The organism is Balneola vulgaris DSM 17893, from assembly GCF_000375465.1.
Taxonomy (GTDB): domain Bacteria; phylum Bacteroidota; class Rhodothermia; order Balneolales; family Balneolaceae; genus Balneola; species Balneola vulgaris.
The window spans coordinates 214,136-228,614 of record NZ_AQXH01000002.1 but is presented as its reverse complement, the minus strand read 5'-3'; the positions used below and the strand labels follow the sequence as shown (position 1 = coordinate 228,614).

The 14,479-nt window shown below is 40.2% G+C and carries 14 protein-coding genes; 8 read left to right on the top strand and 6 right to left on the bottom strand.

Going from position 1 to position 14,479, the window contains the following annotated elements:
• Window positions 1-53: 53 nt before the first annotated feature.
• Together B155_RS0108110 and xseA are read right to left on the bottom strand one after the other, a co-directional pair.
• Window positions 54-1,016 carry an FAD-dependent oxidoreductase gene (locus B155_RS0108110; protein ID WP_018127763.1) on the bottom strand — a complete coding sequence of 321 codons (963 nt, stop codon included), beginning with the start codon at window positions 1,014-1,016 and terminating at the stop codon, window positions 54-56.
• A gap of 6 nt (window positions 1,017-1,022) precedes the next feature.
• Window positions 1,023-2,213 carry an exodeoxyribonuclease VII large subunit gene (gene xseA / locus B155_RS0108105; protein WP_018127762.1) on the bottom strand — a complete coding sequence of 397 codons (1,191 nt, stop codon included), beginning with the start codon at window positions 2,211-2,213 and terminating at the stop codon, window positions 1,023-1,025.
• An 89-nt stretch (window positions 2,214-2,302) separates the two neighbouring features.
• On the opposite strand from xseA, the gene B155_RS0108100 reads away from it, so the two are divergent.
• Window positions 2,303-3,043 (top strand): LolA-like protein, encoded by a 741-nt coding sequence (locus B155_RS0108100; RefSeq protein ID WP_018127761.1) that lies wholly within the window; start codon window positions 2,303-2,305, stop codon window positions 3,041-3,043.
• Here B155_RS0108100 and B155_RS13190 read toward each other — a convergent pair whose 3' ends face one another.
• Complete coding sequence (locus B155_RS13190) at window positions 3,044-3,364, bottom strand: YciI family protein (RefSeq protein ID WP_018127760.1); 321 nt, start codon at window positions 3,362-3,364, stop codon at window positions 3,044-3,046.
• A 273-nt stretch (window positions 3,365-3,637) separates the two neighbouring features.
• Between B155_RS13190 and B155_RS0108090 the strand changes: the two genes are divergently transcribed.
• The 7 genes from B155_RS0108090 to rpoN all read left to right on the top strand — a co-directional run bounded on the left by B155_RS0108090 (window position 3,638) and on the right by rpoN (window position 10,876).
• Complete coding sequence (locus B155_RS0108090; protein WP_018127759.1) at window positions 3,638-4,918, top strand: dihydroorotase; 1,281 nt, start codon at window positions 3,638-3,640, stop codon at window positions 4,916-4,918.
• Between the two features lie 23 nt (window positions 4,919-4,941).
• Entirely contained in the window at window positions 4,942-5,604 is a 663-nt protein-coding gene (gene tsaB, locus B155_RS0108085; protein WP_018127758.1) for a tRNA (adenosine(37)-N6)-threonylcarbamoyltransferase complex dimerization subunit type 1 TsaB, read from the top strand.
• Between the two features lie 59 nt (window positions 5,605-5,663).
• Entirely contained in the window at window positions 5,664-6,509 is an 846-nt protein-coding gene (gene accD / locus B155_RS0108080) for an acetyl-CoA carboxylase, carboxyltransferase subunit beta (RefSeq protein ID WP_018127757.1), read from the top strand.
• 116 nt (window positions 6,510-6,625) lie between these two features.
• Window positions 6,626-7,621, top strand: a complete 996-nt coding sequence (gene obgE, locus B155_RS0108075; RefSeq protein ID WP_018127756.1) for a GTPase ObgE — start codon at window positions 6,626-6,628, stop codon at window positions 7,619-7,621.
• Window positions 7,599-8,720, top strand: a complete 1,122-nt coding sequence (dprA, locus tag B155_RS0108070) for a DNA-processing protein DprA (RefSeq protein ID WP_018127755.1) — start codon at window positions 7,599-7,601, stop codon at window positions 8,718-8,720. Before obgE ends, dprA begins: the two co-directional genes overlap by 23 nt.
• A gap of 53 nt (window positions 8,721-8,773) precedes the next feature.
• Window positions 8,774-9,361, top strand: a complete 588-nt coding sequence (locus B155_RS0108065; RefSeq protein WP_018127754.1) for a DUF3109 family protein — start codon at window positions 8,774-8,776, stop codon at window positions 9,359-9,361.
• A gap of 6 nt (window positions 9,362-9,367) precedes the next feature.
• A complete protein-coding gene (gene rpoN / locus B155_RS0108060; RefSeq protein WP_018127753.1) occupies window positions 9,368-10,876 on the top strand; it encodes an RNA polymerase factor sigma-54 in 1,509 nt (502 codons plus the stop codon).
• A gap of 145 nt (window positions 10,877-11,021) precedes the next feature.
• On the opposite strand, the gene B155_RS0108055 is transcribed toward rpoN, so the two are convergent.
• From B155_RS0108055 to pyrE, 3 genes are read right to left on the bottom strand one after another with little or no spacing between them, the layout of a single operon-like run.
• Window positions 11,022-12,425, bottom strand: a complete 1,404-nt coding sequence (locus B155_RS0108055; protein WP_018127752.1) for a hypothetical protein — start codon at window positions 12,423-12,425, stop codon at window positions 11,022-11,024.
• Complete coding sequence (gene miaB, locus B155_RS0108050) at window positions 12,426-13,787, bottom strand: tRNA (N6-isopentenyl adenosine(37)-C2)-methylthiotransferase MiaB (RefSeq protein ID WP_071594812.1); 1,362 nt, start codon at window positions 13,785-13,787, stop codon at window positions 12,426-12,428.
• A gap of 49 nt (window positions 13,788-13,836) precedes the next feature.
• Window positions 13,837-14,478, bottom strand: a complete 642-nt coding sequence (gene pyrE / locus B155_RS0108045; RefSeq protein ID WP_018127750.1) for an orotate phosphoribosyltransferase — start codon at window positions 14,476-14,478, stop codon at window positions 13,837-13,839.
• Window position 14,479 lies beyond the last annotated feature (1 nt).

The window sequence follows — 14,479 nt, the reverse complement described above, 5'->3', positions numbered from 1 at the left end:
TAACGGTGACAATAATTTAAAAGTATAGATGAAAACTTTTATTATCACTGCATTTAATGGGTGTTGTTTGAAATTATTTGGCTGATTTCTTCAGCACATCCCCAAGCAACAGTAAAACCTGAGCCACCATGCCCATAATTATGGATTAATTTTCGTCCTTCTTCTTTTTCAAGTCGAATAGATGTTCTACCAGGGCGCATGCCTGTTAAAACTGTTTGTATTTCAAGATCTCGCAACCTTGGTTCTATCTGTGAAGCTCTATGTAGCATTCGTTTAGTAAGGTCATGATCGATGTCTTCGGTGTCATCATTAGGAATAGCTGACCCACCAATAACTATACAATCTTTCCGAGGGATTACATATATAAGTTCTTCGTTTTTGTCGTCTACCGGAAATTCCAGCGACAACCCCATCACAGATGAGTGGCTTGCTACTTTAACAATTTGGCCTTTGATAGGATACATGTTTTTATCGGATACCAAATGCATAGAACCCAATCCGGTACAGTTTACAACCCATTCATTTTCATCAAATTCATTTAACGAATTTATGGTACGCTCTTCTAATAAACCCCCTTGGTCTAGAAACTTCTTTCTGAGATAGGGGAGATATAACTGAGTTTCTATAAGTGGAATTTTGATGGAGTATGAATAAGCTTCTCGTTCAAAAACGTTTACTTTTGTAGGCTTCACTGTCGATTTCTTAGGAAGAGCATCGTACCAATAGGGCTTTTCTGCCGACTCTTCATATACCGTAAATGGTACTAGACTGATACCTGACTCGGGCTTATGGCAAAGCTCTAAGAAATACTCGAAAGAACGTAAACTCCATGCATTTACTTTGTGAACGGGTTTGGCAAAAAAGGGAAACCAAATAGCAGCGGCTTTGGCCGATACGGTTTTTTCGAAGGGTTCTCGAGCAATAATTCGAACTTTAAATCCTGATTTTTGGAGAATACAAGCAGTGGTTAATCCACTTACACCACCTCCAATAATGGTAATTAACTCGGTACTCATCTAGTGCTAAAGCTTAATTGATTCGTCTTTCCATTGAAGTTCTGTGGATGTGCCTTTCTGATATTGAGCAGCTTTTCTAATCCATTGATCTCCTTGCCAAACTCGCACAAAACCCTTTGTTAGAGGTTCGTTCGGATCTTGTTTTTCCATACGATGCAATAAGTGTGTAATTCTATCTTTGCGATCTCTTTGTAAGGATACCGTTCTATTACTTAGTTGTTCTTTTAAGGTGGCTATCTTATTTCTGGAATGGCTTAGTTTCTGTTGTACCGCTAATAGTGCATACGACTTAGCCATACTATCCACTTTATCTTTGTAATACTGAACGGCGCCTTTGGTATTCAACTCCATTCTTCGGTGAAGGTCATCCACGTACATTTTTACTTCATCGATATCAGGTGTGGCCATAACAGCTGCTTGAGTGGGAGTGGCTGCTCTTTTATCGGCTACAAAATCTGAGATAGAAAAATCCACTTCATGGCCAACTCCACTTATAATAGGAACCGTGCATGCATATACCGCACGAGCCACAATTTCTTCATTAAATGGCCATAAGTCTTCCAGAGAGCCGCCGCCTCGCCCAATAATAATCACATCTACATTGTTGGTGGTTGAAAAGTGCTCTATTCCCTTTACAATTTCAGGAGCAGCATTTACACCTTGTACACTGGCATGATATAATTTGATTGTGGCTAATGGCCAGCGCTTTTCAAGCGTTGATCGGATGTCTTGGAATGCAGCGGTTGTTTTGGAGGTAACCACTCCAATTGTTTGAGGGAATTTTGGGAGTGGCTTTTTATGAATGTCTTCAAATAATCCTTCGGCTTTAAGTTTAGCTTTGAGTTCCTCAAATGCTTGCTGAAGTTTTCCGATTCCAGCTTGTTGCACTAAACTTACAATCATTTGGTATCGCCCATGGGGCGCATATACTTGAAGGTCGCCACCTACTACAATTTGTTGGCCATCTCTTAATTCAACTCCTAATCTTTTAGCGGTGCTTCGCCACATCACACAGGGTAATTGAGCCCCAGAGTCTTTTAAGGTGAAGTACACATGCCCATTAGAACTTTGCTTAACATTACTTGCCTCACCTTCCACAAGAATGTCATTAAAGTTTTGTTCTAGTAAGGTCTTAATCTTTCCCGTTAACTCAGTAACAGTGGGGATATCAAATAAGAAAGGAGTTTGGTTAGCCATCCGATTGTCTGATAAAAGTTGAAGGGCAAAACATACGAGATTTATTACTTCATATCTGTTATAATGAAGGAATCATATCTCTTGGATATATGAAAAAAGTATTCATAACCATACTGATTGCCCACTTATGTGTACCTGTGTTGGTAGCTCAAGACCGACTTAAGTACATCAGAGATATTATTGAGTATGAACAAGAACTGAATTCGCTCGTCAGTACAGTTATAGATTCTCTAGGGGGTAAACAGCCCAATATTAAATCAACTTATTTTCTAGCTACTGGAGTGATGCTACAAGAGGGAAGTACGCAACAACCTTTTGAGATGTACACGTTTAAGCGAAGATGGGCGCGAATAGATGTTAAAGGGGATTCACTAAACTACTCAATATCAAGGTATGGTCGTCGTGGTTGGATTCATGACAATGATAACCATACTTCATTACGTCGAAGATCTTTGGATGAACATCATTATAGTCACTTTTACACGAACAACTTATTCACTTTTGAAGATCAAGGATTGGAAGTGTATTACGAAGGGGAAGTGAAAACCGATTTTGTGGAAGCCTATATCATTCGACTTACGGGACTAAGCTATGGGGAGGAAATGTACTTCATTTCCAAAGAATCCTATTTACCCATTATGAAGCAGGTGTATTTATTGAATGGAGAACAAGAGGTGATTCATTACGAATTGTCGGATTATCGAAGAGTAAATGAAGTTATGATGCCATTTTCCATCAGTATAAAACATGGGGATGATATGCGGCTATTTCTCATTAACGAGATAAACACAGAATTTCAGCCCGCTGAATCGTTGTTCAAAGAATTCTGATTAAGCAACTGGCCGCACAACAATCTCGAAATAGTTTAGAAGAGGGCAAGTCTTGGCAAGGAATATTGCTTCATCTAAATCTTTTGCCGCTATGGTAGTAAAGCCAAGAATAATTTCCTCATCTTGTATAAATGGGCCACTTGTATAAACGGTATCGTGATTTAATATATGAGCGCCTTTCTCTTCAAGTCTCTGCGAGTCAATATGTTGGTTGCCCAGTTTTTTTATCCAATTGATATGAAGGGTAATCCGTTCTTTTAAAGCTTCATCTGAAGTATCCACCCCTTTTTGACCACGAAATATGAGCATGTAATTTTTCATACGCTTCAATTTTAGTATTAATATCGACCCCGAAATTCTAAATCAGCATTAATAAAATCAGATGCGTGGACTAATGCTAATAAATTTAATACCCCGTACTGTTCTCAACGATAATGTTCAATTTTTAAAACGGTGATACTCAACGCCTGGCGGTATAAATTAAATTGATTGGATATGGTGCAAAAACATCTAGAATGTTTTTAAGATTTCAATTAATCCAATCGTGTAAAACCCCTATATTCAAGGCGAATTCAAATCATTAAAAAAGATAAGATGCTCCTACAAAACGTACGCCCTGTAAGTAAAAACCATAAAGGTACCGACACGGTTGATATAAGAATTGAAGAAGGAGTAATTAAAGAAATTGGAAGTGGGTTAACACTGAATAAGGGTGAAGAATCCCATGATTTTGAAGGAGCATATGTAAGTCCAGGTTGGATGGACATGCACATCCATTTACGTGAGCCTGGTTTCGAACATAAAGAAACTATTAAAACCGGTTGTGCCGCTGCTGCCTTTGGTGGTTTTACCGCAGTAGCATGTATGCCGAACACGAAGCCTGCTACCCATACCCGTGATGTTGTAGAGTACATCATCAAGAAAGCCGAGTCTACACCTGTTGATGTACACCCTATTGGATGTGTTACAAAAGATAGAGCAGGTAAATCCATCGCAGAAATGGGCGATATGAAAGATGGCGGTGCGGTTGCTTTTAGTGATGATGGCGATCCCGTTTATGATTCTCAAGTAATGAGAGTAGCCTTAGAATATTCATCAATGCTAGGGGTGCCAATTATCAACCACGAAGAAGACTTAGCGCTTTCAAGACCAGGGCATATGAATGAAGGCCGTGTAAGTACACGACTAGGCCTAGATGGAACTCCAGGGATTGCAGAGGAGACGATGATTGCTCGCGATATCTTACTAGCTGAATACACAGGTGGTCATGTTCACGTGGCTCACATCAGTACAGCAAAAGGGGTCGATTTAGTACGCCAAGCGAAGAAACAAGGCGTTAAAGTAACTACGGAAGTATGCCCTCATCATTTTGATTTAACCGATGAAGAGATTGAGCGTCAAAACTTTAGTACCAATTACAAAATGCATCCGCCATTAAGAACACAAGCAGATGTAGATGCTATGATTGAAGGGCTTGTAGATGGAACCATCGATGTGATTTGTACCGACCATGCCCCACATGCCATTGAAGAAAAAGAAGTGGAATTTATTTACGCTCCAAATGGCATTTTAGGTCTTGAAACGGCTTGGAGTATCTCAAATATGCGACTTCTAAAGACAAAAAAGTTAAACCTCAATGAATTGGTTGAGAAATTGTGTTACAACCCAAGATCAATTCTGAATTTAGAAGAGCTTAAAATTGAGGAAGGTGCTAAGGCGAATTTAACTTTCTTCAATACCGATGAAGAGTGGACCTATGATGTAAAAAACATTCGTTCTAAGTCGAAAAACTCTCCTTATATCGATAAGAAGCTAGAAGGTAGAGCTGTAGCTATATTCAATAAAGGCGAGTTAGTTTTAAACACGCTGAAGTAGATTAAAAATCTGCTTAATAAGTTATGATACTAGCCTACGAAACATCTACTAACATTTGCTCTGTTGCCTTCCAAAATAAGGAAGGTGAGGTGTGGAGTAAGCACGTAGAAGGACGAGGGGTACATTCTGATCATGTATTCATATTTACCCAAGAATTCATGAATGAACACGAATTCTCAATGGGTGATTTAGATGCTGTTTTGGTAAGTAATGGCCCAGGATCATATACAGGATTAAGAATTGCAGCCAGTGCTTTAAAAGGACTCTTATTTGGTGTTGAGGTAGATCTATTTGCGGTAAATACATTGGCATCATTGGCCATGGTAGCTGAGCAAGGTAATGCAGAAGTTCATGCGATCATTGATGCGCGTCGTACTCATGTATATCACCAAGCATTTACAAGAGGCAAGCGATTAGAAGCATTGGGTGAAGCTAAATTATTGGAAATTAGTGAACTGGAAGATGCTCTTAAAGCAGGGCAAAGTATTTCAGGAACGGGTATCAATCGTTTGAATAAGGAACGGTTGGAAGGTATCTCAGTATATGATAATGAGTTTATATCAGCTGAGAGCTTATTAGAATTATATCAGTTGCCGAACTTTAAAGAGTATTGTGTAAAAACGAATGTTGAGGCTTTAAATCCGAATTACATAAGCAGTAGCCAAATAAATAATACGGGTGCATAATCACATTCTTATTTAAGTATTAGAATCTTTATTTTAGACGAAATTTTAAAACCAGATATATGAGTTGGTTCAAACGCAAAGACAGTAACATACAAACAGAAACCAAGAAAGAAATGCCGGAAGGTGTGTGGGTGAAAGTGCCTACCACTGGGGAAACTATTCACCGACGTGAACTCGAGGATAATCTTTGGGTTGATCCGTTAAGTGGTTACCATTTCAGAATTGGAAGTAAAGAGTACTTTTCCATCATATTCGATAAGAACGAGTATGAAGTATTAGGAGAAGAGATTCAGTCTGTTGACCCTCTAGAGTTCTCAGATCGTAAAAAGTACACCGAACGCCTAGAAGAGGCTAAGAAAAAATCAGGCTTAACCGATGCTGCCAAAGTGGGTGTTGGTAAAATGAATGGCCTTGATTTAGTTGTGGGCTGTATGGATTTCGGCTTTATTGGTGGAAGTATGGGTTCGGTTGTTGGTGAGCGACTCGGAATCGCTATCGACTATGCCCGTGAACACAAAGTGCCATTGATTATCATCTCACAAACAGGTGGTGCGCGTATGATGGAGAGTGTACTAAGTTTAATGCAGATGGCTAAAACATCGGCAAAGTTAGCACAGCTCGAAGAGGAAGGAATCCCATTCATTTCGTACATGACCAACCCAACAACTGGTGGTGTAACTGCAAGTTATGCGATGTTAGGAGACTTCAATGTGGCTGAACCAGGTGCATTAATCGCATTTGCAGGTCCACGTGTAGTACGCCAAACTATTGGGCGTGATTTACCGGAAGGCTTTCAGACTGCTGAATATTTACTAGAACATGGCTTCTTAGATTTCATCGTATCAAGAACAAGTATGAAGTCGAAGCTGACAAAACTATTGAAGCTGATTACTCACAAAAAGTAATCTAGCACCTAGATTACCGAAAGAATTAGATTTTAAGAACACAATGCCGATGTTGATCCATCGGCATTGCCTTACCCATAAGGGTAGAACAAGCATAGAATAAAAGAGAATAAATCATGCGATTCGCTGATTACGCAAAGATATATGTAACCGCAGGAAAAGGGGGTGACGGCTCAGCTCACCTAAGAAGAGAGAAATATGTACCCAAAGGAGGCCCCGATGGTGGCGATGGCGGTAAAGGCGGGAGCATAAAACTTAAAGGAAATGCACAGCTTAATACCATTCTTGATTTACGATATAAGAAGTATATCAAAGCCAAAGCAGGTGAGAATGGTGGAAGCAGTAGATCATCAGGTAAAGATGGGGAATCGATTATACTGAATGTGCCCTTGGGAACGGTTGCTTTCGATGCAGAATCTCGAGAGCGATTGGGCGAGATTACCGAAGATGGGCAAGAAATAATTATAGCTGAAGGTGGAAAAGGCGGACTTGGTAACTGGCATTTCAAAAGTTCTGTGAATCAAACGCCACAATACGCTCAGGAAGGTAAACCAGGGGAAGAACGAGTAGTTGAACTCGAGCTAAAACTTATTGCAGATGTTGGTTTAGTGGGCTTTCCAAATGCAGGAAAGAGTACACTGCTTTCGGCGTTATCTCATGCCAAACCAAAAATCGCAGATTACCCATTCACAACTTTAGAGCCGAATTTAGGAGTAGTTAAATTTTCTGACTACCGTAGTTTTGTAATGGCCGATATCCCGGGTATCATCGAGGAAGCTCATCAAGGCAAAGGCTTAGGGATACAGTTCTTACGTCATATCGAACGAAACAGCATCTTGTTGTTTATGGTGAGTTCACAAAGTGATTTCGAGTACGAATATGAAGCGCTTGTTAATGAGTTAAAAGCCTATCGTAAAGATTTGTTGGATAAACCTCGCGTTTTAGCAATCACCAAGATGGATTTAAAACAAGGGTTTAAGCTTGACAAAGAATTTCATATTGATGACGAAATTCCCGTAATTCCTATTTCATCTGCTACTGGTCATGGGGTAGATGAGTTAAAAGAAGCTCTATGGGAAAAGCTGCAACATGTCAAACAACTCGATTCTTAGGAACCTCATTGCTCTAACCTTAATCCCCGGATTAGGCTCAAAGCGTATTAAAAGCTTACTGCTTGAATGTGAGCAACTTGAGAATCTATTTTCATTAAGTAAAACCCAACTTCGAAGTTATGAAGGGTTAGGCGAGGCCACAGCGCTTTCTATCTTAACCTTCGATAAATGGAAGAAAGTAGACGAGATAATGGCGTCTACGGAACAAGCGGGTGTACAATTACTTTCCTTAGCCGACGAACGATACCCTCGCTTACTTAAAGAGATTTATGATCCTCCCATCTTGCTATGGGTACAAGGGAATATAGAAGCACTTTCTCGATTGGGAGTTGCTATAGTTGGCACGCGCAACGCCTCAACCTACGGGAAGAAGCAAGCTGCTCAATTAAGTGTTGAATTAGCCGAGCAAGGATTGTGCATTTTTAGTGGATTAGCCTATGGAATTGATACCATTGCACATCAATCAGCATTAAAAGCGAATGCCCCAACGGTTGCTGTATTAGGATCAGGTATAGATAAGTTATACCCAAGGGCGAATGCTGAGCTGGCAAAGGAAATCGTAGCTTCAGGTGGAGCTATTGTTTCTGAATACCCAATGGGCACCATGGCAGAACCCGGATATTTTCCCATAAGAAATAGGATAGTAAGTGGTTTAAGTTTGGGAGTTTTGGTGATTGAATCGGGTATAAAAGGAGGGAGTATGATCACTGCCGAACTGGGCCTAGATCAAAACCGAGAAGTATTTGCTATTCCTCATCCATTAGGAAATATGTCGGGCACAGGATGTAACTACTTAATTAAGAGAGGTGCCGCTAAACTGGTTCAAGTAGTTGATGATGTATTGGTGGAACTTCCCATAGATTTTGAAGCAGATTCTGTTTCAATTACAAATGATGAGCCATCCGTAGGCTGGCGAGAGTATGAGCTTAATGAGTTAAGTACGGCTATATGTTCACAATTAGAAAACGGGGCCATTCAAATAGATGCTTTAGCGGATACACTAGAGGTTAATACAAGCTCCCTTTTAGTAGCCCTTCTACAGTTAGAGATGCAAGATCTGGTGGTTCAAAAAGCAGGGAAAATTTTCGAACTGCGTTAAGATAAAACGAAGAACAAAACAGAATTTGGGCACACTATTTGTATCTTCGGGGTATGTTTCAAATTCAAGATACCATACTGACCGAAGAGATAGCTACCTCAAAATTTGCATGCGATATCCCACGCTGCAAAGGCGCATGTTGTGTAGTAGGCGATGCCGGTGCTCCCGTTGTGAAAGGGGAGATTCCAATACTGCACAAAGCCTATAGGCTACTAAAGGATGAATTACGCCCTGAAGCCATTGAAGTAGCGGAACGCGAAGGAGTTGTAATCGGAAGTGAGAAAGCGGGTTACGAGATTTCTTGTGTGAACGAAGCCGAGTGTATCTTTGTAAAGTATGGAGATAACGGTGAATCTTACTGTGCGATTCAACAAGCATTTTTTGAAGGAAGAGTAAACTGGGAAAAGCCTTTAAGCTGCCATTTATTTCCTGTTCGTTTAAAGCGTTTTGCAGATTTTGATTATGCAAATTTCGAATACGTTCCTTCACTATGCTCTAGTGGTTGTGAAAAAGGGGAAGCCGAAGGTGTGTATTTAGCAGAATTTCTAGAGAAACCTCTCGTTCGAAGATATGGACAAGATTGGTATGACGAATTTCTTGCGGCATGCCAACATATTAGGGAACAAGAGGATCATTCATAAGCTTATATGCTTCGCCATCAGCAAAATATAAATCAAAAACAGCAGCAGAGTTTACAGCAAAAGCTGTCGCCGCAACAGTTGCAGTTTATAAAGCTACTGCAGCTTCCTACAATTGCCTTAGAGCAGCGCATTAAAGAAGAGTTAGAACTGAACCCCATACTCGAAGAGGTAGAGCCTACAGAAGTAACTTTTGAGTCCCTATCGGAAGAAACCGAGAAGCCTAAGTCGGAAGAAGAAAAAGACGGGCTGGAAAGTTTAGAAGATCACGATGTGGATTGGGATGAATTTGATTCCAATACCGAATATGATGGCGAAAGCTATTCAACGCCCACGCATCCAGATATGGAAGACTGGCGAGACTTACCAAATCCTTATCATAGTTCTTTGTTGGAAGATCTAGAGCATCAAGTGAGTCTATTAGATTTTTCAGAAGATGAAGAACTGATTGCTGATCAAATACTGGGTTCATTGGATGAAGACGGTTATTTCAGGCGAGAGATGGAAGCCGTGGCCGATAATATTGCCTTCAATCATAGTGTATATGTAGAAGTGGAAGATGTAGATCGAGTAAGGAAACAGATTCAATTACTCGACCCAATTGGTATCGCCTCTACAAGCTTGCAAGATTGTTTATATGTGCAATTGCAGCAAGCTTCAAGTGAGTTGCCGGGCCGCGATTTAGCCATTCGTATGGTACGTGATGCATGGGAGGCTTTTGAAAAGAAGCACTTTTCAAAGATTCTTCAAAAATTGCATACCACTGAAGAAGAGCTAAAAGATGCTTTTGAGGCCATTAAACATATGGATCCTCGCCCTGGTGCAGTAGCCACCGACATGGAATCTAATTCCAATTACATTGAGCCGGATTTTGAAGTATACTGGCGAAATACCGACGAACGTGATTTAGACAAAGGAGAGTTTGTAATAAATCTAAATCAACGAAACGCCCCTTCGCTTAGAATCTCACCCGAGTACGAGCAGATGTGGGATGAAATCAAGGAAAAAAAATCGAAACCTGATCAACAAACTCAAAATTTTATAAAAGGGAAAATAGATTCAGCAAACTGGTTTATTGAGTCTATTAAGCAGCGCCAAAATACCTTGATGAATGTAATGAAAACGATGGTGGCCCTCCAAGAAGACTTCTTTAAATACGGCGACAGTTTGAAGCCTATGATTTTGAAGGATATTGCAGAACGAATCGGGATGGACATTTCGACTATTTCAAGAGTAGTAAATGGGAAATATGTGCAAACCAATAGCGGGGTGTACGAGCTTAAGTATTTCTTTAACGAAGCGTTGGAAACGGAAAGTGGAGAAGAAGTATCGAATCGAGAGGTAAAAGACGCTTTACAAGAAATTATCGATCAAGAAGACAAGAGAAATCCATTAAGTGATCAACATCTTGCTGAAAAGTTGAATGAGAGAGGATATAAAGTAGCACGCCGTACCGTTAGCAAATACCGTGAGCAATTAAACGAACCGGTTGCTAGGCTTCGCAAACAGATTGTTTAAACACTGTTAAATATTTACGCTGTACTTGAACAACTTCTTTTGGTATTCGACATGAAAGAAAGAAAATATTTGTGGCATCTAAAGATGGTGAAATCTATGCTGCAGAATGGAAATAGGGGAGACGATACAAAAATTCTTACTTCCTTTAGAGTTGAACAACGAGTTCAATGATTTCCATCCAGTCGTTATAAATAAGTAACAGAGCCAGTAGCCCACCACTCACTAAGGTATGTAATCCGATAGTTTTGATGAGGTAGCTATTACGTTTCATCCCTAAACGCTTTGATCCATTTAAAGCGGTAAGGTTAAAGCTCATAAACCAGATGAACAGATAGGTAATACCAAGTACAAGTATACTAGTTGATGCATTACCCGCAAGCAGTAGCGTAAGCATTATGGTTACGATCAAGAAATCTACATGAAATATCCATGTAAAGAGGTTGAGCACTTGATTAAAGTGGTTCATGGAAGAGTTGGGAGCATACAGCCAAACCAAGGCGATTAACTCAACTACGAAAACTATAAAACTGCTTACCACAAAGAGTGAAAAGTAGTTTTTCCCCATGATCCCTAAGTACGGTAAATGGTGATATAGAGCTTCAATACCATAGCTGCTAATAAATACTTTGGAGAGTGTATAAACAACGAGCCCACCTGCAAGTGCATGTTGAATGAGTAGAAAGAAACCACTGATGGAAGATCGTTCGCGATAACTCATAACATCATCCACGAAAAACCGATTTGATAGAAAAAATCGTGGAATAGTTGCCAAATACATAGGATTCAACTTAGCATTCACCGCTACACTAATCCAAAGTAAAAGCAGAACTATGATAGACCAATGAAGTGTAGGTGTATCGGAGGGCACAAATGGAAGAGGAATTTCAGAAGCCTGCATGTTACTATTAGCTGCTAAACTATTTGAAAAATCGGGAAAGGCTACCGTTACAGATTGCAACCAGTTGAAAGGAACAACTATCGGATGTGTTTCTACTGCAAGTTGATCTACAAATTGGTGAATTGAATTTTCATCTGCTTTCTGAAGAGGTAAATATGTATAAACAGTATCTAGCTCACTTGCTAACCGTATGTAATGGTTTCCATTTTTAAACAGCGCAGGGGCGGTTAATGAAGCAAATTGTTCTCGCGTTTCCATATCCTCAAATGCACTTTGTTGAAAAGCGATGATGCCCTTAAAAATGGATAGGCTATCATATCTCGCAATTTGAGTATTTAGCTCGTTCGTAAAACTTTGAGCATTCGAAAGTAAATCCGACTCAGTATAAAAAGTAAATTCTTGTTTCAGCCAAAAACTAAGATTAGCCTGTGCTAGTTTGTCACGCTGTTCAAGTGAAATCGGTTCAGTTATAATCACAAACTGAACGTTATGTTGAAGAAGAATATTAAGCTCATCCTCCATCACATCTATATTAGACGGGAGTGTCCACTCCACACCCAACGAAGACTGAGCTTGAAGGTGTGTTGATCCTAACCATCCCCAAAATACACTTAGTGTAAGCGCTAGAAGATATGTTAGGATTCTATTCACTTAGGCTTCTACAGCAGCTCCAAAGAATTCAGTGATGCTACTTTTCTTAATCGGCTTTGCGAGTAAAGTAGCTGAAGTGCTATCGGTAACTTCAACCTCAACATAATCACCTGGCTCAAAGTCACTGCGATCAAACACTACAATTTTGTTGGTGTCGGTACGGCCACTTAGCTGCTCTTCCGATTTCTTTGAGGTGCCTTCAACAAGAACTAAATGGCGGTTACCAATTTCTTCTTGGTTGCGCACTTTCTGAATATCCATTTGTTGAGTAATGATTTCAGACAAACGTCTCTTTTTCACCTCTTCAGGTACATCATCTTCAAACTTACGATGAGCTAGAGTACGTTCACGTTCAGAGTATGCAAACATATAAGCTAGATCGTAGCCCACTTCTTTCATCAATGAAAGAGTTTGCTGATGCTCTTCTTCCGTTTCGTGGCAAAAACCTGCTATGATATCGGTAGAGAATGATACACCAGGAATGATTTCACGCATTTGGTCAATCAATGCTAGATACTGCTCGCGCGTATAAGGGCGGCGCATTCTTTCTAACATGCTATCGCTACCAGCTTGGGCTGGGATGTGGATATAGTTGCATAGGTTTGGCTGCTCAGCAATAATATGTAGAAGGTCAATTGGGAAATCTTTCGGGTGAGGAGAAGAAAAACGGAATCGAATTTCTGGATTCACTTGGCTTGCCTCGTACATCAATTTAGCGAATGTGTTTTCACCATCTTTGTATGAATTCACATTCTGCCCAAGCAATGTAATTTCTTTGTAGCCATCTTCGCTTAACTGCTGAATCTCTTTAAGGATACTTTCCATTGGGCGACTGCGCTCACGTCCACGAGTAAAGGGAACTACACAAAATGAACACATATTATCACAGCCACGCATAATAGATACAAAAGCAGAAATACCATTTCCTACCGTACGCACAGGGGTGATATCGGCATAGGTTTCTTCAAGCGAAAGTAGAACATTAACCGCTTTACGGCCATCATCTACCTCTTTAAGCAGGCGAGGGATGTCACGGTATGCATCAGGACCTACAACGATATCAACTAAATGCTCTTGTTCGATGATGCGATCTTTGATACGCTCAGCCATACATCCAAGCACGCCAACAGTAAGCTCTTTATTGGTTTTTTTGATGGTGCGAAGTTCTTTCAATCGGTTCCAAACACGAGTTTCGGCATTTTCACGAATCGAGCAGGTGTTAACTAACACTACATCTGCTTGTTCGGGAGTCTCGGCTGGTTGCATACCATCTTCAATCAAAATAGAATTCACGATCTCTGAATCCGCGAAATTCATTTGGCATCCGTAGGTCTCAATAAAAAATTTCTTGTCACTCGCCATTATGCTGTCCTATATCTTTCTGTACTCTTCTCTAATTCTATGCTAACAATTATTTTGGCCATGTATCAGGGTTGGTTCTCCAACTCGATAGTAAATCTAAATCATCACCTGTTACGATTCCTTTTTCTACAGCTACGTTAATCAAAGTCTTGTAATCGGTTAAGCTGTAAACAGGAACATTTACTTCTTTAAATTTAGCTTCTGCTTTTTCGAAGCCGTAAGTGAATATAGATAATACCGCATCTACATTAGCACCAACAAACTGAAGCGCCTCTAGTACGGAGATTGCAGATCCACCGGTAGAAATCAAATCTTCAATTACTACGGTGCTTTGACCTTTGTCTACACCACCTTCAATTTGATTACCCATTCCATGAGCTTTCGCTTTGGCACGTACATATGCCATTGGCTTATTGGTGCGATGTGCAACCCATGCCGCATGTGGAATACCTGCCGTTGCCGTACCAGTAATTACATCTGTTTGTGGGAATTTCTCTTCAACAAATGCTGTGAGTTGATCAGCAATAGCGTTACGAATTTCAGGAAAACGTAGGGTAAGGCGGTTATCACAGTAAATTGGAGAATTCCATCCTGATGACCACACAAATGGATCATTAGGTCTTAGAACTACTGCGTTAATATCTAGTAAATGTGCAGCTAGCTCACGTGCAAACGAGTTGTCGATAATCATG

Bases quoted from the DNA above. Each gene is read 5' to 3' on its own strand.
- obgE (WP_018127756.1), top strand. From the start codon at position 6,626: ATGCGATTCGCTGATTACGCAAAGATATATGTAACCGCAGGAAAAGGG.
- accD (WP_018127757.1), top strand. From the start codon at position 5,664: ATGAGTTGGTTCAAACGCAAAGACAGTAACATACAAACAGAAACCAAG.
- dprA (WP_018127755.1), top strand. From the start codon at position 7,599: ATGTCAAACAACTCGATTCTTAGGAACCTCATTGCTCTAACCTTAATC.
- tsaB (WP_018127758.1), top strand. From the start codon at position 4,942: ATGATACTAGCCTACGAAACATCTACTAACATTTGCTCTGTTGCCTTC.
- B155_RS0108100 (WP_018127761.1), top strand. From the start codon at position 2,303: ATGAAAAAAGTATTCATAACCATACTGATTGCCCACTTATGTGTACCT.
- B155_RS0108090 (WP_018127759.1), top strand. From the start codon at position 3,638: ATGCTCCTACAAAACGTACGCCCTGTAAGTAAAAACCATAAAGGTACC.
- B155_RS0108065 (WP_018127754.1), top strand. From the start codon at position 8,774: ATGTTTCAAATTCAAGATACCATACTGACCGAAGAGATAGCTACCTCA.
- xseA (WP_018127762.1), bottom strand. From the start codon at position 2,213: ATGGCTAACCAAACTCCTTTCTTATTTGATATCCCCACTGTTACTGAG.
- miaB (WP_071594812.1), bottom strand. From the start codon at position 13,787: ATGGCGAGTGACAAGAAATTTTTTATTGAGACCTACGGATGCCAAATG.
- pyrE (WP_018127750.1), bottom strand. From the start codon at position 14,478: ATGATTATCGACAACTCGTTTGCACGTGAGCTAGCTGCACATTTACTA.
- rpoN (WP_018127753.1), top strand. From the start codon at position 9,368: ATGCTTCGCCATCAGCAAAATATAAATCAAAAACAGCAGCAGAGTTTA.
- B155_RS13190 (WP_018127760.1), bottom strand. From the start codon at position 3,364: ATGAAAAATTACATGCTCATATTTCGTGGTCAAAAAGGGGTGGATACT.
- B155_RS0108110 (WP_018127763.1), bottom strand. From the start codon at position 1,016: ATGAGTACCGAGTTAATTACCATTATTGGAGGTGGTGTAAGTGGATTA.